Origin of the sequence: Cupriavidus nantongensis, assembly GCF_001598055.1 — a bacterium.
GTDB classification, from domain to species: domain Bacteria; phylum Pseudomonadota; class Gammaproteobacteria; order Burkholderiales; family Burkholderiaceae; genus Cupriavidus; species Cupriavidus nantongensis.
This window is the reverse complement of record NZ_CP014844.1, coordinates 4,085,075-4,103,420: the sequence shown is the minus strand read 5'-3', so window position 1 is coordinate 4,103,420 and position 18,346 is coordinate 4,085,075. Positions and strand designations below refer to the sequence as shown.

15 protein-coding genes are annotated in these 18,346 nt (G+C 68.1%); 11 read left to right on the top strand and 4 right to left on the bottom strand.

Going from position 1 to position 18,346, the window contains the following annotated elements:
• Positions 1-15 precede the first annotated feature (15 nt).
• A complete protein-coding gene (locus A2G96_RS18975) occupies positions 16-1,203 on the bottom strand; it encodes an acetylornithine transaminase (protein WP_062801612.1) in 1,188 nt (395 codons plus the stop codon).
• 280 nt (positions 1,204-1,483) lie between these two features.
• Positions 1,484-2,542 carry a CDP-6-deoxy-delta-3,4-glucoseen reductase gene (locus A2G96_RS18970; protein WP_062801611.1) on the bottom strand — a complete coding sequence of 353 codons (1,059 nt, stop codon included), beginning with the start codon at positions 2,540-2,542 and terminating at the stop codon, positions 1,484-1,486.
• 9 nt (positions 2,543-2,551) lie between these two features.
• On the opposite strand from A2G96_RS18970, the gene A2G96_RS18965 reads away from it, so the two are divergent.
• From A2G96_RS18965 to hutG, 11 genes are all read left to right on the top strand, one after another.
• Positions 2,552-3,571, top strand: coding sequence for an NAD-dependent epimerase/dehydratase family protein (locus A2G96_RS18965; RefSeq protein WP_062801610.1), 1,020 nt, complete (start codon positions 2,552-2,554; stop codon positions 3,569-3,571).
• A gap of 313 nt (positions 3,572-3,884) precedes the next feature.
• On the top strand, positions 3,885-4,853 hold the full coding sequence (locus A2G96_RS18960; protein WP_062801609.1) for an ABC transporter substrate-binding protein: 969 nt from the start codon (positions 3,885-3,887) through the stop codon (positions 4,851-4,853).
• Positions 4,854-4,881: 28 nt separating this feature from the next.
• Positions 4,882-5,748: an ABC transporter permease gene (locus tag A2G96_RS18955; RefSeq protein WP_012353727.1), complete on the top strand. Its 867-nt coding sequence runs from the start codon at positions 4,882-4,884 to the stop codon at positions 5,746-5,748.
• The gene (locus A2G96_RS18950; RefSeq protein WP_012353726.1) at positions 5,745-6,524 is read left to right on the top strand and encodes an ABC transporter ATP-binding protein; all 780 of its coding nucleotides are present in this window, start codon (positions 5,745-5,747) and stop codon (positions 6,522-6,524) included. Before A2G96_RS18955 ends, A2G96_RS18950 begins: the two co-directional genes overlap by 4 nt.
• Positions 6,525-6,530: 6 nt before the next feature.
• Positions 6,531-7,292: a histidine utilization repressor gene (hutC, locus tag A2G96_RS18945; RefSeq protein ID WP_018008004.1), complete on the top strand. Its 762-nt coding sequence runs from the start codon at positions 6,531-6,533 to the stop codon at positions 7,290-7,292.
• Positions 7,293-7,368: 76 nt separating this feature from the next.
• Complete coding sequence (hutH, locus tag A2G96_RS18940) at positions 7,369-8,943, top strand: histidine ammonia-lyase (protein ID WP_062801608.1); 1,575 nt, start codon at positions 7,369-7,371, stop codon at positions 8,941-8,943.
• A gap of 70 nt (positions 8,944-9,013) precedes the next feature.
• Positions 9,014-10,714 (top strand): urocanate hydratase, encoded by a 1,701-nt coding sequence (gene hutU / locus A2G96_RS18935; protein ID WP_062801607.1) that lies wholly within the window; start codon positions 9,014-9,016, stop codon positions 10,712-10,714.
• A complete protein-coding gene (locus A2G96_RS18930) occupies positions 10,711-11,313 on the top strand; it encodes a HutD/Ves family protein (RefSeq protein ID WP_062801606.1) in 603 nt (200 codons plus the stop codon). Before hutU ends, A2G96_RS18930 begins: the two co-directional genes overlap by 4 nt.
• Positions 11,310-12,563: an imidazolonepropionase gene (gene hutI, locus A2G96_RS18925; protein WP_062801605.1), complete on the top strand. Its 1,254-nt coding sequence runs from the start codon at positions 11,310-11,312 to the stop codon at positions 12,561-12,563. Before A2G96_RS18930 ends, hutI begins: the two co-directional genes overlap by 4 nt.
• Positions 12,560-13,966, top strand: a complete 1,407-nt coding sequence (locus A2G96_RS18920; protein ID WP_062801604.1) for a formimidoylglutamate deiminase — start codon at positions 12,560-12,562, stop codon at positions 13,964-13,966. Before hutI ends, A2G96_RS18920 begins: the two co-directional genes overlap by 4 nt.
• A 33-nt stretch (positions 13,967-13,999) precedes the next feature.
• Positions 14,000-14,812 carry an N-formylglutamate deformylase gene (gene hutG, locus A2G96_RS18915; protein WP_062801603.1) on the top strand — a complete coding sequence of 271 codons (813 nt, stop codon included), beginning with the start codon at positions 14,000-14,002 and terminating at the stop codon, positions 14,810-14,812.
• Between the two features lie 79 nt (positions 14,813-14,891).
• Here the strand turns inward: hutG and A2G96_RS18910 are convergent, their stop codons facing one another.
• Positions 14,892-16,517 carry a bifunctional aspartate transaminase/aspartate 4-decarboxylase gene (locus A2G96_RS18910; protein ID WP_062801602.1) on the bottom strand — a complete coding sequence of 542 codons (1,626 nt, stop codon included), beginning with the start codon at positions 16,515-16,517 and terminating at the stop codon, positions 14,892-14,894.
• Positions 16,518-16,611: 94 nt separating this feature from the next.
• Positions 16,612-18,297, bottom strand: coding sequence for an aspartate-alanine antiporter (gene aspT / locus A2G96_RS18905; protein WP_062801601.1), 1,686 nt, complete (start codon positions 18,295-18,297; stop codon positions 16,612-16,614).
• Positions 18,298-18,346: the final 49 nt, after the last annotated feature.

Sequence of the window (18,346 nt, the reverse complement as noted above, 5' to 3'; positions counted from 1 at the left end):
CGAGGCCTTTTTTGCTCAGGCCAGCTTCTTCAGCAGCGTGCGCAGCATGCCGATCATCTGGTCGATCTCTTCGCGCGTGACGTTCAGCGCCGGCATGAAGCGCAGCAGGTTGGGGCGCGGGGCGTTCAGCAGCAGGCCTTGCGGGCCCATGTCGCGCGCTTCTTCGACCAGCTGCGGGCCGATGTCCTTGCCCAGCAGCAGCGCGCGCAGCAGGCCTTCGCCGCGTTCGCCGCCGAGGCCGAATTCTGCCGACAGTGCCAGCAGCTGCTCCTTCAGGTAGTCGCCCTTGGCCTTGACCTCGTCCAGGAAGCCCGGCGCGGTCAGCTGCTCGATCACGGCGCTGCCGACCGCGGTCATCAGCGGGTTGCCGTTGTAGGTGCCGCCCTGGTCGCCGGCCTCGAAGCTGGCGACCTCGGCCTTGCACAGCAGCGCCGACAGCGGCACGCCGCCGCCGATGCCCTTGCCCAGCGTCATGATGTCCGGCTCGACCCCCGCCAGCTCGTAGGCGAACAGCGTGCCGCAGCGGCCGCAGCCGGCCTGCACTTCATCGACGATCAGCAGCAGCTTGTGCTTGTCGGCCAGCGCGCGCAGGCCCTGCATGAACTCGCGCGTGGCGGGGATCACGCCGCCTTCGCCCTGCACCGGCTCGAGCATGATGCCGACGGTCTTGTCGGTGATCAGCTGCTCGACCGAGGCCAGGTCGTTGAGCTCGGCGCGCGGGAAGCCCGGCACCTGCGGCGCGAAGATGGTGTCCCAGCCGGCCTTGCCCGACGCGCTCATGGTGGCGAGCGTGCGGCCATGGAAGCTGTGGTCCATGGTGATGATCTCGAAGGCGCCGTCCTTGTGCTTGCGGCCCCATTTGCGTGCCAGCTTGATCGCGCCTTCGTTGGCCTCGGCGCCGCTGTTGGCGAAGAAGACCTTGTCGAAGCAGCTGTGGTCGGTCAGCTGCTTGGCCAGCTTCAGCATCGGCTCGTTGTAGAAGGCCGGGCTCGGGTTGATCAGCTTGTGCGACTGCGCCACCAGCGCGTCGATCATGCCCTGGTTGGAATGGCCCAGGCAGTTCACCGCCCAGCCCTGCACGAAGTCCAGGTAGCGCTTGCCGTTGTGATCCGTCAGCCAGGAGCCCTTGCCTTCGGTGAACACGAGCTCGGGGCGGTTGGTGATGTACATCAGGGATTGGACGGGATACTCAGCAAATGCCATGGCGGACTCCAAGGGTCGGCGTGTAACGATGGACGGACGGGCGCGCAAGACGCAACCAAAACAAAAAGCCACGGGGGTTGCCCGTGGCTCGTTGACATGAACAGACGCAGTCGACGGTCAGCCGCGCGGCACCCCAGCGGGGAGCGACGTACGGAAGCTGCGGCGTCGGTTGAAGGTCGTGTGCATGCGGGCAAATATAAGGCGCACGGGCCCGGGTGTCAAAACGAATTTTGGCGGGCCCGGGCATTGTTGCGCTGGCGGAACGGCGCGCGGACGGCGCTCAGGCCGCCGGCGGGGCCGCGTGCAGGTCGGCCTCGGAGGTGAACGAGTCGGCGAAGAACGCGTCTTCGTGCAGCTTGCACTGGCGCGTGAAGTCGCCGCGCGCGGCGTTGATCATCACCGGCGCGCCGCAGGCGTAGACCTCGTGGCCCGACAGGTCGGGGAAGTCGGCGATCACCGCCTGGTGGACAAAGCCGGTGCGGCCCTGCCAGTTGTCTTCCGGCAGCGCGTCGGAAACCACCGGCACGTACTTGAAGTTAGGCAGGTCGCGCGCCCACTGCTCGCACAGCGCGTGCATGTACAGGTCCTTGGGCCGGCGGCCGCCCCAGTACAGCGTCATCGGACGCGTGATGCCGGTGTAGGCGGCATGCTCGACGATGGCCTTGATCGGCGCAAAGCCGGTGCCGGACGCCAGCAGGATGATCGGCGCTTCCGATTCCTCGCGCAGGAAGAAGCTGCCCAGCGGGCCTTCGAAGCGCAGGATGTCGCGCTCCTTCATCGCCGGCTGGCCTTCCTTGGCGCCGAACACGTAGTCGGTGAAGGCGCCGCCCGGCATATGGCGGATATGCAGTTCGATCGGGCCGTCCTCGTGCGGCGGCGTGGCGATCGAATAGCTGCGGCGCTTGCCGTCGCGCAGCAGGAATTCGACGTACTGGCCGGCCAGGTACTGCATGCGCTCGGTCGCCGGCAGCTGCAGCTTGATCGCGATCACGTCGTCGGCCAGGCGCTCCAGCGAAGTGACGCGGCACGGCACCTTCTTGATCGGGATATCGCCGGCGCCGTGGACCTCGCGGCATTCGATGGTGATGTCCGAGGCTGCATTGGCGCAGCAGAACAGCGCGCGGCCCTCGGTCTTTTCCTGCGCGGTCAGCGCCGACGGGGCATGGTCGCCCTGCACGATGCTGCCTTCGAGCACGCGGCCCTTGCACGAACCGCAGGCGCCGTTCTTGCAGCCGTAGGGCAGCCCGATGCTGTGGCGCAGGGCCGCGCCGAGGATGGTTTCGTCCGCGGCCACTTCAAACTTGTGGCCGCTGGGCATGACGGTTACTTGATAAGCCATAATCGGTCTATGAGCCAAATTCTGTCGAAGCTGCAAGCCCCGCGCCTTTCACAACCGCCGCAACTGCCGGCGCCATCGCGCCGGCTGGGCCGCCCGCGCCTGCTGATCGTCGGCTGCGGGGATGTGGGGACGCGCTGCCTGCGTATCCTGTCGTCGCGCATGCGTATCTTCGCCGTGACCTCGCAGCCGGCACGCCGCGCCGAACTGCGCGCCGCCGGCGCGGTGCCGCTGGTGGCGGACCTGGACCGGCCGGCCACGCTGGCACGGCTGCGCGGACTGGCGACGCGGGTGCTGGACCTGGCGCCGCCACCCGGTCAGGGCGAAGGCGATCCGCGCACGCGTGCACTGCTCGCCGCATTGCGCCGGACTTCATGGCGGCGGACTGCAGGGCGCCGTGCCCGCACCGCGGCCGGCATGCTGCCCGGCGAGCCCGCCATTCTACCCGACCGTACCCGGCCCCGCGCTGCGTTTGTCTACGCCAGCACCACCGGCGTCTACGGCGACCGCCAGGGCGCGCGCGTGGCCGAATTCCACGCCGTGCGGCCGCAGACCGCGCGCGCGCGCCGCCGCGTCGCCGCCGAGCAGGCGGTGCGCGCATTCGGCCGCGACGCCGGCTGGCGCGCCAGCGTGGTGCGCATCCCCGGCATCTACGCCGAGGATCGCCTGCCGCTGGCCCGGCTCAAGCGCGGCACGCCGGCACTGGTGTCGCAGGACGACGTCTACACCAGCCACATCCATGCCGACGACCTTGCCCGCATCATGGTGGCGGCGCTGTTCCGCGGCCGCCCGCAGCGCGTGGTCCACGCCAGCGACGATACCGAGCTGCGCATGGCCGATTACTTCGACCTCGTCGCTGAGCGCCGCGGGCTGCCGCGCCCGCCGCGCATCACGCGCGGCGAGGCGCTCCAGGTGATCGACAAGACCCTGCTGAGCTTTATGAGCGAGTCGCGCCGGCTCGACAACCGCCGGCTCAAGCGCGAACTGCGGCTGCGGCTGCGCTATCCCACCGTCGCCGACTTCTTCGGCTGATTGCTCCTCCAACGTGGTGATCTCGGTGCCGCTGGCACGGGGCTTGCTGCCTCACCGCGTCTTCTGGTTCCTGTCTATACAGCAACGCTTTTCACGCGCCTGACTGGTGCCGACGCTCACGCCTGGGTCCAGTACGGTGCATCGCTCGAAAGCCGACTCCGCGGCGGAATGCGCTTTTTAAGGCGATTATCCGCCTGGTTGCTTGGTGGAAGCCCTACGTTGACTTGTATATACAGGCATTGTTTAATGCCCGAAAACGAGCACGGCCACACGCATGGCCTGCCGTCGACGGACACACCAAAGGAGCGTACAAATGAGGAATCCAAGCAGGTTTCGCGGTCGGGTGGCAGGGCAGGTCGCAATGCTGGCCGCGGCCCTGGCGGCCGGCGCGGCGCAGGCGCAGAACACGCCGGTGACGCTGGGCATGAGCGGCTGGACCGGCTTCGCGCCGCTGACGCTGGCCGACAAGGCGGGCATCTTCAAGAAGAACGGCGTCGACGTCGAGATCAAGATGATCCCGCAGAAGGACCGCCACCTGGCGCTGGCCTCCGGTGCGATCCAGTGCGCGGCCACCACCGTGGAAACCCATGTGGCCTGGAACGCCAATGGCGTTCCCATCACCCAGATCGTGCAGCTCGACAAGTCCTACGGCGCCGACGGCCTGGCGGTGCGCGCCGACGTGAAGAGCTTTGCCGACCTGAAGGGCAAGACCATCGGCGTCGATGCGCCGGGCACCGCCCCTTACTTCGGGCTGGCGTGGATGCTGAAGAAGAACGGCATGTCGCTCAAGGACGTCAAGACCACCACGCTGTCGCCGCAGGCGGCGGCGCAGGCCTTCGTCGCCGGGCAGAACGACGGCGCCATGACCTATGAGCCGTACCTGTCGACGGTGCGCCAGAACCCGGACAAGGGCAAGATCCTGGCCACCACGCTCGACTATCCGATGGTGACCGACACGCTCGGCTGCGCGCCCAAGTGGCTCAAGGACAATCCCAAGGCTGCGCAGGCGCTGGTCGACAGCTACTTCGAGGCGCTCGAGATGATCCGCAAGGAGCCGGGCAAAGCCAACGACATCATGGGCGCGGCGGTCAAGCAGACCGGCGAGCAGTTCGCCAAGTCGTCGGCCTACCTGCGCTGGCAGGACCGCGAGGCCAACAAGAAATTCTTCGAGGGCGAGCTCGCCAGCTTCAGCAAGGAAGCCGCCGCGGTGCTGCTCGACATCGGCGTGATCCGCCAGGTGCCGGACGTGACCAGGCTGTACGACGCGCGTTTCCTCAAGTAACCCGGCAGCTCTCAGGAGGCGTGACGTCATGACGCAAGCCCGTATAGGTTCACCCGCCCCGGCCGCGGCCGTGGCGGCCCCCGCCGGGGAAGCGCCGCAGCGCCGGCGCCATCCGTGGCTGGCACCGCTGGTGCCGGTGGCGCCCAACACCCGCTGGATGCTGGGCCTGTCCTTCTTCGTGCTGTTCTTCGGCGTGTGGGCCGTGGTGACGCTGGGCGGCTTCGTGCCGCGCACGTTCCTGGCCGACCCGATGACGATGGCCAGGGAGGGCATGACCCTGTTCACCGAGTACAACTTCATCGGCGACATCGGCATGACCGTGTGGCGGGTGGTCGGCGGCTTCGTGCTGGCGGCGGTGATCGCGGTGCCGCTGGGCATCTTCATGGGCGCGTACAAGGCGGCCGAGGCCTTCTTCGAGCCCTTTGTCTCGTTCTGCCGCTACCTGCCGGCGTCGGCCTTCATCCCGCTGCTGATCCTGTGGGCCGGCATCGGCGAGACCCAGAAGCTGCTGGTGATCTTCATCGGCTCGTTCTTCCAGATCGTGCTGATGGTGGCGGTGGCGGTCGGCGGCGCGCGCAAGGACCTGGTCGAGGCCGCGTACACGCTGGGCGCCAACAGCGCCGGCATCGTGCGGCGCGTGCTGATCCCGGGCGCGGCGCCGGAAATCGCCGAGATCCTGCGGCTGGTGCTGGGCTGGGCCTGGACCTACGTGATCGTGGCCGAGCTGATCGGCTCGTCGTCGGGCATCGGCCACATGATCACCGACAGCCAGGCGCTGCTCAATACCGGGCAGATCATCTTCGGCATCATCGTGATCGGCTGCATCGGCCTGGTCTCGGACCTTGTCTTCAAGCGCGCCAACCAGCGCCTGTTCCCGTGGAGTTCGATCCAATGAGCGCACTGTCCATCCAGCAGGTCTCGCGGACCTTCTCCAACCCGCGCGGCGGCCAGACGCTGGCGCTGCAGCCGGTCGACTTCGAAGTCCGCGACAACGACTTCGTCACCATCCTGGGCCCGTCGGGCTGCGGCAAGTCCACGCTGCTGCGCATCGTCGCGGGGCTGGATACCCCGACCAGCGGGCGCGTGCTGCTCGACGGCCAGCCGGTGTTCGCGCCGGGCGCGGACCGCGGCATGGTGTTCCAGTCGTACACGCTGTTCCCATGGCTGACGATCGAGCAGAACGTGCGCTTCGGCCTGCGCGAGCGCGGCATGAGCGCGGCCGAGCAGAAGGAGCGCAGCGACTTCTTTATCCAGCGCGTGGGGCTGCGCGGCTTCGAGCACCACTTCCCCAAGCAGCTGTCGGGCGGCATGCAGCAGCGCACCGCGATTGCGCGCGCGCTGGCCAACGATCCCAAGATCCTGCTGCTCGACGAGCCCTTCGGCGCGCTCGACAACCAGACCCGCGTGCTGATGCAGGAGCTGCTGCTGGGCATCTGGGAGGCGTCGCGCAAGACGGTATTATTCGTGACCCACGATATCGACGAGGCCATCTTCATGGCCAACCGGGTGGCGGTGTTTTCCGCCAGGCCGGGTCGGATCAAGAGCGAGATCGCGGTCGATTTCCCGCATCCGCGCCATTACACGATCAAGACCACTCCCGAGTTCTCCGCGCTCAAGGCGCGGCTGACCGAGGAAATCCGCGCCGAGGCCATGGCCGCGGCCGAGCACTAAGACCTTATGAACCACGCCGCCGGCACCCCGACTTCCGCTTCTGCCTCTCCCACCGCGCTCTACCAGCAGGTGAAGGAGTACATCGCCCGCCAGATCCAGAGCGGCGCGTGGCAGCCGGGCGACCGGGTGCCGTCGGAACAGGAACTGGTGAACCGCTTCGGCGTCTCGCGCATGACCGTCAACCGGGCGCTGCGCGAGCTGCAGGAGCAGGGCCGGGTGGTGCGCGTGGCCGGCGTGGGCACCTTCGTCGCCGAGCACAAGCCGCAGTCGACGCTGCTGTCGGTGGTCAACCTGCAGGACGAGATCCGCATGCGCGGGCATGACTACGCCTGCGACGTGATCCTGGTCGAGCGGGTCTCGGCGTCCATCGAAGTGGCCGCGGCGCTGGAGCTGCGCACCGGCGAGTCGGTGTTCCATTCCGTCTGCGTGCACCGCGAGGACGGCGTGCCGGTGCAGCTGGAGGACCGCTACGTCAATCCGCGCGTGGCGCCAGACTTCATCACCCAGGATTTCAGCGCGACCCAGCCCGGCGAATACCTGCTGCGCCACGTGCCCTACGACCAGGTCGAGCATGTGGTCGATGCCATTGCCGCGACGCCGGAGCAGGCTGCGCAGCTCGAAATGCCGCCGACGCAGGCCTGCCTGATGCTGACGCGCCGCACCTGGACCAATGGCGTGCCGGTGACTTTCGTACGCTGCCTGCATCCGGGCAACCGCTATCGCCTCGGCAGCCGCTTCCGCGCCGACGGCAATCCCGCGTTCGGCTGATTCCACAAGAATCCGCCTGCTAACTCAAATTTTTACCTAAGCTGTTTACCTAAGCTGTATAGACAGGAACATACAAATGACTGACAGCCCACATGACCAAGCCTCCCGTCCGCTGCTGACCCTGCAGCCGGGCCAAGTCACCCTGTCCGACCTGCGCCGCATCTATCGCGGCGAAGTGCGCCTGGCCATGGCCGATTCCGCCTGGGCCGGCGTGCGCGCCGCGCAGGCCACGGTGCAGGACATCATCGACGCCGACGCCGTGGTCTACGGCATCAACACCGGCTTCGGCAAGCTGGCGCAGACGCGCATCCCCAACGACAAGCTGGCGCAGCTGCAGCGCAACCTGGTGCTGTCGCACAGCGTTGGCACCGGCCCGGACCTGGCCGAAGATACGGTGCGCCTGATCCTGGCCACCAAGGCGGTCAGCCTCGCGCGCGGCCATTCCGGCGTGCGTCCGGAGCTGATCGAGGCCTTGCTGGCGCTGGTCAACCACGGCGTGACGCCGTGCATCCCGGCCAAGGGTTCGGTCGGCGCGTCGGGCGACCTGGCGCCGCTGGCGCATATGTCGTGCACGCTGATCGGCGTGGGCGAGGTGCTGGTCGGCGGCAAGCGCGTGCCGGCCGCCGAAGGCCTGGCGCATGCCGGCCTGCAGGCTTTCGAACTGGGCCCGAAGGAGGGCCTGGCGCTGCTCAATGGCACCCAGGTGTCGACCGCGCTGGCGCTGGCCGGGCTGTTCGCCGCCGAAGACGCGTTTGCCGCGGGCCTGGTCGCCGGCGCGCTGTCGCTCGAGGCGATCAAGGGCTCGGTCAAGCCGTTCGATGCGCGCATCCATGCGGCGCGCGGCCAGGCCGGCCAGATCGCCGTGGCCGGCGCGGTGCGCGCGATGCTGGATGGCAGCGAGATCGTCGATTCGCACAAGGCCTGCGGGCGCGTGCAGGACCCGTACTCGATCCGCTGCCAGCCGCAGGTGATGGGCGCGTGCCTGGACAACCTGCAGCACGCCGCGCGCATCCTGCAGATCGAGGCCAATGCCGCGTCGGACAACCCGCTGGTGTTCTCCGAGCAGGGCGATGTGGTCTCCGGCGGCAACTTCCACGCCGAGCCGGTGGCCTTTGCCGCCGACATTATCGCGCTGGCGATCGCCGAGATCGGCGCGATCTCCGAGCGCCGGCTGGCGCTGCTGCTCGATACCGGCCTGTCCGGCCTGCCGCCGTTCCTTGTGCGCGATGGCGGCCTGAACTCGGGCTTCATGATCGCGCAGGTGACGGCCGCCGCGCTGGCCTCGGAGAACAAGTCGCTGGCGCATCCGTCCAGCGTCGACAGCCTGCCGACCTCGGCCAACCAGGAAGACCATGTGTCGATGGCCACCTACGGTGCGCGCCGGCTGGGCGAGATGGCGGCCAACACCGCGGTGGTGGTCGGCATCGAGGCCATGGCCGCGGCGCAGGGGATCGAATTCCACCGGCCGCTGAAGTCGTCGCCGCTGGTGGAGCAGGAACTGGCCCGCATCCGCGCGCGGGTGGATTTTGTCGAGGGCGACCGTTACCTGGCGCCGGATATCGAAGCGATGAAGCAGTGGGTGGTGCAGGGCGATGCGGGGGCGGGGTGGCCTGCGGCCGTACGCGAAATTTTGCCGACTAACGCAGGTTGATATCACGTACCAAGTGGCATCCGCCTGAATCGATCGCGCCACCAGCGCCATCCCAAAAGGAGAACAAACGATGAACGCTCCCGAATCCCAATCCCTGCAACGCGGCCAGCGCGAGATCCGCGCGCCGCGCGGCACCCGGCTGCACTGCAAGAACTGGCTGATCGAAGCCGCCTACCGCATGATCCAGAACAACCTCGACCCTGACGTGGCCGAGCGCCCGCAGGACCTGGTGGTGTATGGCGGCATCGGCAAGGCCGCGCGCAACTGGGAATGCTTCGATGCCATCCTGGACAGCCTGCGCCGGCTCGGTGAAGACGAGTCGCTGCTGGTGCAGTCGGGCAAGCCGGTCGGCGTGTTCCGCACGCACCCGGATGCGCCGCGCGTGCTGATCGCCAACTCCAACCTGGTGCCGCACTGGGCCACGTGGGACAAGTTCAATGAGCTCGATCGCGCCGGTCTGATGATGTACGGGCAGATGACCGCAGGCTCGTGGATCTACATCGGCACCCAGGGCATCGTGCAGGGCACCTACGAGACCTTTGTCGAGGCCGGCCGCCAGCACTACGGCGGCGACCTGTCGGGCAAGTGGATCCTGACCGCGGGCCTGGGCGGCATGGGCGGCGCGCAGCCGCTGGCGGGCGTGCTCGCGGGCGCTTGCGTGCTGGCGATCGAATGCCAGGAATCGCGCATCGACTTCCGCCTGCGCACGCGCTACCTCGACAAGAAGGCGACCACGCTCGACGAAGCGCTGGCGATGATCGCCGAGGCCACGGCAAGGAAGGAAGCGATCTCGGTCGGCCTGCTCGGCAACGCCGCCGACATCGTGCCGGAACTGGCAAAGCGCGCGCAGGCCGGCGGCATGCGGCCGCATATCGTCACCGACCAGACCTCGGCGCACGACCTGGTCAACGGCTACCTGCCGCAAGGCTGGACCGTCGCGCAGTGGGAGCAGGCGCGCCAGCACGATCCCAAGTCGGTGGAGGCCGCCGCGCGTCCGTCGATCGTCAAACACGTGCGGGCCATGCTCGACTTCCAGAAGATGGGCGTGCCGACGGTCGACTACGGCAACAACATCCGTCAGGTCGCGTTCGACGAAGGCGTGCAGAACGCCTTCGATTTCCCCGGTTTCGTTCCGGCCTATATCCGCCCGCTGTTCTGCCGCGGCAAGGGGCCGTTCCGCTGGGTCGCGCTGTCCGGCGATCCCGAGGATATCTACAAGACCGACGCCAAGATGAAGGAGCTGTTCCCCGAGGACAAGGCCCTGCATCGCTGGCTCGACATGGCGCACGACCGCATCGCCTTCCAGGGCCTGCCGGCACGGATCTGCTGGGTGGGACTGGACGAGCGCCATCGCGCCGGGCTGGCCTTCAACGAGATGGTGAAGTCGGGCGAGCTGAAAGCGCCGGTGGTGATCGGCCGCGACCATCTGGACTGCGGCTCGGTGGCGTCGCCCAACCGCGAGACCGAAGCGATGCGCGATGGCTCCGACGCGGTGTCGGACTGGCCGCTGCTGAACGCCCTGCTGAACACCGCCGGCGGCGCCACCTGGGTCAGCCTGCATCACGGTGGTGGCGTCGGCATGGGTTTCTCGCAGCATTCCGGCGTGGTGATCGTGTGCGACGGCACCGACGCGGCGGCAAGGCGCATCGAGCGCGTGCTGTGGAACGATCCGGCCACCGGCGTGATGCGCCATGCGGATGCGGGCTATGACCTCGCCATCGCCTGCGCGCACGAGAAGGGCCTGGACCTGCCGATGGTGAAGGACGCATGAGCCCGGCGCTGATTCAATCCTTCACGCTGGCCGATATCGCACCCACGCGCTGGAAGAACGGCGGCGGCAACACGCGCGAGATCGCGGTGTGGCCGCCGGGTGCCGGCATGGATGACTTCGTCTGGCGCCTGAGCGTGGCCGATATCGAACGCGATGGCCCGTTCTCGGCGTTCCCGGGCATCGATCGCCAGATCGTGCTGCTCGACGGCGCGGGCGTGACCTTGCGCGCTGACGACGGCAGCTTCAGCCATCGCCTGGCCGGCGTCGGCGAGCCGTTCGCGTTTTCCGGCGATACCAGCCTGCAGGCGACGCTGCTCGATGGCGCCACGCGCGACTTCAACGTGATGACGCGGCGCGGACACTGCCGCGCGCGCGTCGAAGCGTTCCGCGCAGGGTTTGCGGTCAGCACTGGCAGCCACACGCTGTGCCTGCTGGCCGTCAACGGTGCCTGGCAGGCGAAAGATGCCGCCACGCTGCTGCAAGCGGGCGACGGCCTGCTCGCTGGCCCGGCCGCGTCCGCATCTTGCGTTGCGTTTGAACCCGCTGGTGATGCGGCGCTGTGTCTGTGCGTCACCCTGGAAATGGAGCCCGCTCAATGACGCTGACCTATGCATCCGCCGCGCCCAGCGCGGACGGTGTCTGGCACAACTGCCACCTGCTGCCCGACGCCGATCCCGCACAGGCGGTCCGCGATGCCGCGCTGGTGGTCGAGCACGGACGCATCGCCTGGCTCGGTGCGGCAGCGGACCTGCCCGAAGCCTGGCGCGGTGCGCCGCGCCATGACGCTAACGGCGCCTGGATCACGCCGGGGCTGGTCGACTGCCACACGCACCTGGTCTACGGCGGCCAGCGCGCCGACGAATTCGCGATGCGCCTGGCCGGTGCCGGCTATGAAGAGATCGCGCGCGCCGGCGGCGGCATCGTCTCGACGGTGCGCGCCACGCGCGCTGCCGACGAAGACGCGCTGTTCGCGCAGGCCGCGGCGCGCTTGCAGCCGCTGCTGGCCGAGGGTGTCACCGCCATCGAGATCAAGTCCGGCTATGGCCTGAACCTGGAAGCGGAGCGCAAGCAGCTGCGCGTGGCGCGCCGGCTGGGCGAGCATTTCGGCATCTCGGTCTACACCACCTTCCTCGGCGCACATGCGCTGCCGCCGGAATACGCGGGCCGGGCCGACGACTATATCGAGCTGGTCTGCAACACCATGCTGCCGGCGCTGGCCGAAGAGGGCCTGGTCGATGCCGTCGATGCCTTCTGCGAGTCGATCGGTTTCTCGATCGCGCAGACCGAGCGTGTGTTCGACGCCGCCGCGCGCCATGGGCTGCGCGTCAAGCTGCATGCGGAGCAGCTCAGCAACCTGGGCGGAGCCGCGCTGGCGGCACGCCATCGCGCGCTCTCGGCCGACCATCTCGAGCATCTCGACGAGGCGGGCGTGGCCGCGATGGCCGAAGCCGGCACGGTCGCGGTGCTGTTGCCGGGCGCCTACTACTTCCTGCGCGACACCAAGCTGCCGCCGATCGCGCTGCTGCGCCAGTACGGCGTGCCGATGGCGATCTCCACCGACCATAACCCCGGCACCTCACCGGTGACCTCGCTGCTGCTGATGATGAATATGGCCTGCACGCTGTTCCGCCTGACGGTGCCCGAAGCGCTGGCCGGCGTCACCGCGCACGCGGCGCGCGCGCTGGGCGCCGCCGATCGCCATGGGCGCCTGGCGGTGGGACGGGTCGCCGATTTCGCGCTGTGGCGCATCGATTCTCCCGCCGAGCTGGCCTACTGGTTCGGCCGCAATCCGGTCGCGACGGTGGTGCGCCAGGGGCGCGTGCATGCCTGCGCGGGAGCCACGGCATGAGCGGCACGCAACTGTTCGCGCCGTTTGCGCTGCTGCCGGACGGCTGGGCCCGCGACGTGCTGCTGGCATGGGACGAGCACGGCCGCTTCACCGCCGTGCAGCCGGGCGCGGCGCCCGCCGCCGGCGTGCCGCAGGCGGCGGGCCCGGTGCTGCCGGGCATGCCCAACCTGCATTCGCATGCGTTCCAGCGTGGCTTTGCCGGCCTGACCGAATTCCGCAGCCGCCCGCAGGGCGACGATCCGGCCGGCGCCGATTCGTTCTGGAGCTGGCGCACGCTGATGTACCGCTTCGCGCAGCGGCTCTCGCCCGACACGCTGGAAGCGGTCGCGACCCAGCTCTATATCGAGATGCTGCGCGCCGGCTACACCAGCGTGTGCGAGTTCCACTACGTGCATCACGACGAAGGCGGCAGGCCCTATGCCGATGCCGCCGAGATGTCGCTGCGGCTGCTGCGCGCGGCGCAGCGCACCGGCATCGGCATGACGCTGCTGCCGGTGCTGTACCAGAGCGCTGGCTTTGGCGGCCAGCCGCCGCTGGAAGGTCAGCGGCGCTTCCTGCACGACACCGATGCGATGCTGAAGCTGCTGGAACGGCTGCAGCCCGCGTGCGCGCAGGCCGGCGCACGCCTCGGGCTGGCACCGCACTCGCTGCGCGCGGTGCCGGAGGCAAGCCTGCTGCATGCGCTGGCGGGACTGCGCGCGATCGACGCGCAGGCGCCGGTCCATATCCATATCGCCGAGCAGCAGAAGGAGGTCGACGACTGCATCGCCTGGTCGGGCACGCGGCCGGTGACGTGGCTGTTCGACCATGTCGAAGTCGATGCGCGCTGGTGCCTGGTGCACGCCACCCATATGGACTGGGACGAGCGCCGGCGCCTGGCGCATAGCGGCGCGGTGGCCGGCATCTGCCCGACCACCGAGGCCAACCTGGGCGACGGCGTGTTCGAGGCCGCGCCCTACCTGGCGCAGCAGGGCGCATGGGGTATCGGCTCGGACAGCCATGCCAGCGTCAGCGTGGCGGAGGAGCTGCGGCTGTTCGAATACGGGCAGCGGCTTGGCCTGCAGCGTCGCAACGTGCTGGCATCCGACACGCACGCGCAAGTGGCCGATCGCCTGTACCTGGAAGCGGTGGCCGGCGGCGCACGCGCAGCGGGTCGCGCGGTGGCCGGACTGGCAGCAGGCCAGCAGGCCGACTTCGTCGTGCTGGACGGCGCGCATCCGACGCTGGCGGGCCTTGACGGGCCCCAGGCACTGGCCACGCACGTGTTCGCCTGCCACGGCCATGAGACACTAGCGGAAGTCCGCACCGCCGGCCGCAGCCGCGTGCAGCATGGCGCGCATCCGCTGCAGGCGGAAGCCGGGCGCCTGTTTATCGCGGCGCGCGCCAGCCTGCTGGCTGACTGAAACCGGGCGCACGCCCACTGCATTGCAACCACCATGTCCTTTTCCACCGATACCCCCGCCTTTACCCTGCACCGGGGCACGCGCCCGCTGCTGGTATCGATGCCGCATGTCGGCACGCACCTGCCCGCATCGGTCTCGCAGCGCCTGACCGCCGAGGCCCGCACCGTGCCCGACACCGACTGGCACCTGGAACGCCTGTACGACTTCGCCCGCGAACTGGGCGCGTCGGTGCTGGCGGCCACGCACTCGCGCTACGTGGTCGATCTGAACCGCCCGCCCGACAATGCCAACCTGTATCCCGGCCAGGACACCACCGGCCTGTGCCCGGTCGATACCTTCGACAAGACGCCGCTCTATGCCGACGGCAACGGTCCCGACGACGCCGAGATCGCCGCGCGCCGCGACGCGATCTGGCGCCCGTACCACCAGGCGCTGGCCGGCGAACTGGCACGGCTGAAGGCCGCGCATGGCACGGTCGCGCTGTGGGATGCGCATTCGATCCGCTCGGTGCTGCCGCGCTTCTTCGACGGCAAGCTGCCCGACTTCAACCTCGGCACCGCCAACGGCGACAGCTGCGACGCCGCGCTCGCCGGCCAGTTGCTGGAGCAGGCCAGTGCGGTGCCGGGCCATACCGCGGTGCTCAACGGGCGCTTCAAGGGTGGCTACATCACGCGGCAATACGGCAAGCCGGCCGACGGCGTGCACGCGGTGCAGCTGGAGCTGTCGCAGTGCGCCTACATGAGCGAGGTGTATCCGTTCGCCTATGACGAGGCGCGCGCCACGGCGCTGCAGCCGGCGCTGCGCGGCATGCTGGCGACGGTGCTGGAATTCGTCGAGTCGCGCTGAAAGACCAGCGGTACGAAAAAATCAGCAGGACGAAAAAAGGCCCGGCGCAATGCCGGGCCCATGGCACGCCGGTGCAGGCTTACTTTTTCACCACGTGCTTGTTCGCCTTGCTGCCGGTGACCTCGTTGTACTTCTCCACATAGACCTCGAACAGCTTGCGGATCGAGCGCCCGATCTTGGCGTAGTCCGCTTCGTTCAGGTTGGCCAGCGACACGCGTCCGGACGGATGGCGGGTGCCGAAGCCGCGACCCGGCAGCAGCACCACGCCGGCCTCGTCGGCCAGCTGGAACAGCAGCTCGTTGGGCTCGACCGAATTCAGCACCCATTTGACGAAGTCCGGCCCGAGCGCCTTGCCGCCGAGCTGCTCCAGATCGAGCAACGTGTAGTAGTCGACGGCGTTGGCATCGTCGCTCTCCGGCGCAATGCCGATCTCGCGGTAGAGCGCGGCCTTGCGGCTGCGGATCAGCCGCTTCATCGCGTTCTTGTAGTGGTCCGGCGTATCCATCAGCGAGAACAGCGAGAACAGCACCATCTGCACCTGCTGCGGCGTCGACAGGCCGGCGGTGTGGTTCAGCGCCACGGTGCGGCTGTCGGCAACCAGGCGGTCGATGAACTTCAGCTTCTGCGGCTCGGTGGTGATCGAGCTGTAGCGCTTGTTCAGTTCCTGGCGTGTGGCTTCCGGCAGCTTGCCGATCTGCAGGTCGAAGATATTGTCGCGATGGGTGGCGATCACGCCCAGGCGCCAGCCGGTCGCGCCGAAGTACTTCGAGAACGAATACACCAGGATGGTATTGCGCGGGCACATCGCGAACAGCGAGACGAAGTTGTCGGCAAAGGTGCCGTAGACATCGTCGGTCAGGATGATCAGGTCCGGGCGTTCCTCGATGATCGAGGCCAGGTATTCCAGGCTCTCGTCGCTCATGCGCACCGACGGCGGGTTGCTCGGGTTGACCAGGAAGAAGGCCTTGACCTTGGGGTCGCGCAGCTTGTCGAGCTGCTCTTTCGAGTACTGCCAGCGCGAATCCGGATCGGCGTCGACCGACAGCTCCACCAGCTGGTAGTCGTTCAGTTCGGGGATCTCGATGTAAGGGGTGAAGATCGGCATGCCCAGCGCGATGGTGTCGCCGGCCTTGAGCAGGTGGTTCTCGCGGATGGTGTTGAACAGGTAGGTCATGGCCGCGGTGCCACCCTCGACCGCGAACAGGTCGAAGTCGCCGATAAAGGGATGGTCGCCGATCATCTCCTTGCGGATGTACTGGCTGACGATGGTTTCCGACAGCCTGAGCATGCGGTCGGGCACCGGGTAGTTGCAGGCCAGGATGCCTTCGCACATCTCGTAGAGGAAGTCGCCCGCGCTCAGGCCGAGCTGGTCGCGCACGTACGACACCGCGCCGGCCAGGAACTTCACCCCGGGGGTGTCGGCAAATTCGCGCGCGAACAGGTCGAAGCGCTCCTCGATGCCTTCGCGGCGCGGGAACCCGCCGACGCCCTCCGGCATGTACGAGAACGAGCGCTCCGATTCGCGCATCGCGAACAGCCCCAGTTGCCAGAAGCCGTGGCGCGGCACCGTCGCCAGGAAATTGGGATTGCCGCGGCCGGCGTTGAGCATCAGGCGCTCGGCGTCGCTGCTGGCCAGCTTGATCAGTTCATCCTTCAGTTCGAACGGCGAGAGGCTGGACAGCTTGGAGATATCGAACTTGCTCATGGCTTGCTCCTGTGTAGACGCTTGTCGGTTGGGTTGGCGGGCCGGTACCGTCGGCACGGCCCGCGCAGCAGCGGAGAGGGCAAAGGGAAATGCGCTAGACCAGCCCCACCACCAGCGGGCCCAGCAGCGTCAGCAGCACGTTGGCGAGCGCGTAGGTGATGGCGAACGGCACCGTCGGCACCGGGCTTTCGGCCTTGTCGAGAATGCCGCCGAAGGCGGGGTTGGCGCTGCGCGAGCCCGACAGCGCGCCGGCCAGCAGCGCGGCGTTGTCGTACTTCAGCACGTAGCGGCCGAACAGCATGGTCAGGAACAGCGGCAGCAGCGTCACTACCGCGCCCAGGATGAAGATGGTCAGGCCGCTCTGGCGCAGCGTGGTCACCGCCTGCAGGCCGGAGTTGATGCCGACGATGGCGACGAACGCGGCCAGGCCGAAGTCCTTCAGCAGCTGGCACGCGGCGGTCGGCATGGCGCCGAACATCTTGTGCTTGGAGCGGGCCCAGCCGAACACCAGCCCGGACAGCAGCGCGCCGCCGCCGGCGCCCAGCGTCAGCGGAATCGAGCCGATGCGCCAGACCAGCAGGCCCACCAGCAGGCCCACCAGCACGCCGGCGCCGAAGTAGACGAAGTCCGTCTTCTCGCTCGGCACCAGCTCGTAGCCGGCGCTTTGCGCCGCGCGCCTGGTATCGGCCGGGGTGCCGTACAGCGTGATCACGTCGCCGTGCTGCAGCTTCAGCTCGGGCAGCAGCGGCAGCGGGTGGTCATAGCGCTCGATGCGCTCGATATAGACGCCATGGCGCATGTCGCGCCCGACCATCTCGACGATCTCGGCGACGGTCTTGTTGTTCATGCCCTTGGCGGTGAACACCACGTTGCGCGACTGCATCACCGCGCCCATGCCGTCGGCATCGGCCACTTCCTCGCCGATCTGCGCGGCGGTCGGCACGATGGCATCGCGGCGTCCCACCAGCAGCACCAGGTCGTCGTGCTGCAGCACCAGGTCCTGCGTGACTTCGATCTGCTTGCCGCCGCGCTGGACTTTCTCGACGGTGACCAGGTCCTCGCCGCCCATTTCCAGCTGCGCGACAGTCTGTCCCGATGCATCGTTGACGCGATACAGCCGGCCCACCAGCCGCGGCAGCGCGCCGCGCTGGCCCGGCCCGTATTGCGGCAGGCCGCCGTTGAGCCTGGCCTCGACCTTCTTGGCGTCGGTCTTCAGGTCCGTCTTCATGAAGCGGGGCAGGATATTGACGCAGACGATGATGGCGCCGAGCGAGCCGAACACATAGGTCACCGCATAGCCGATCGCGACGTTCGCCTGCATCGCCTTGACCTGGTCGGGCGGCAACCCCAGCTTGGTGATGGCATCGCCCGCAGTGCCGATGATCGCCGACTGCGTCATGCCGCCGGCGGCAAGGCCCGCCGCGAGACCCTTGTCGAGATGGAACAGCTTGGCCAGCACCACCACCGTGACCAGCCCGCACACCGCCATGAACACCGCCATCGCGATCTCGCGCAGCGAGCTGCGGTTCAGCGAGTTGAAGAACTGCGGGCCGCTCTCATAGCCCACCGCGTAGATGAAGACCGCGAACATCACCGCCTTGACGCCGTTGTCGATCTCGACGCCGGCCTGGCTGATCACCACCGCGGCCAGCAGCGAGCCGGCCACGCCGCCCAGCTGGAAACGCCCGAAGGTGATCTTGCCGATCGCGTAGCCGACCGCCAGCGCAAGGAACAGCGCGGACTCCGGCGACTTCTGGAAAATCTCATGCAACCAATCCATCGAAGGCTCCTGGAACGAGTGAGGCAGGTTGGGCGAGTTGTGGCATCCG

Bases quoted from the DNA above. Each gene is read 5' to 3' on its own strand.
- hutG (WP_062801603.1), top strand. From the start codon at position 14,000: ATGTCCTTTTCCACCGATACCCCCGCCTTTACCCTGCACCGGGGCACG.
- A2G96_RS18970 (WP_062801611.1), bottom strand. From the start codon at position 2,542: ATGGCTTATCAAGTAACCGTCATGCCCAGCGGCCACAAGTTTGAAGTG.
- hutC (WP_018008004.1), top strand. From the start codon at position 6,531: ATGAACCACGCCGCCGGCACCCCGACTTCCGCTTCTGCCTCTCCCACC.
- A2G96_RS18975 (WP_062801612.1), bottom strand. From the start codon at position 1,203: ATGGCATTTGCTGAGTATCCCGTCCAATCCCTGATGTACATCACCAAC.
- A2G96_RS18965 (WP_062801610.1), top strand. From the start codon at position 2,552: ATGAGCCAAATTCTGTCGAAGCTGCAAGCCCCGCGCCTTTCACAACCG.
- A2G96_RS18960 (WP_062801609.1), top strand. From the start codon at position 3,885: ATGAGGAATCCAAGCAGGTTTCGCGGTCGGGTGGCAGGGCAGGTCGCA.
- A2G96_RS18910 (WP_062801602.1), bottom strand. From the start codon at position 16,517: ATGAGCAAGTTCGATATCTCCAAGCTGTCCAGCCTCTCGCCGTTCGAA.
- A2G96_RS18920 (WP_062801604.1), top strand. From the start codon at position 12,560: ATGAGCGGCACGCAACTGTTCGCGCCGTTTGCGCTGCTGCCGGACGGC.
- A2G96_RS18955 (WP_012353727.1), top strand. From the start codon at position 4,882: ATGACGCAAGCCCGTATAGGTTCACCCGCCCCGGCCGCGGCCGTGGCG.
- aspT (WP_062801601.1), bottom strand. From the start codon at position 18,297: ATGGATTGGTTGCATGAGATTTTCCAGAAGTCGCCGGAGTCCGCGCTG.
- A2G96_RS18930 (WP_062801606.1), top strand. From the start codon at position 10,711: ATGAGCCCGGCGCTGATTCAATCCTTCACGCTGGCCGATATCGCACCC.
- hutH (WP_062801608.1), top strand. From the start codon at position 7,369: ATGACTGACAGCCCACATGACCAAGCCTCCCGTCCGCTGCTGACCCTG.
- hutU (WP_062801607.1), top strand. From the start codon at position 9,014: ATGAACGCTCCCGAATCCCAATCCCTGCAACGCGGCCAGCGCGAGATC.
- A2G96_RS18950 (WP_012353726.1), top strand. From the start codon at position 5,745: ATGAGCGCACTGTCCATCCAGCAGGTCTCGCGGACCTTCTCCAACCCG.
- hutI (WP_062801605.1), top strand. From the start codon at position 11,310: ATGACGCTGACCTATGCATCCGCCGCGCCCAGCGCGGACGGTGTCTGG.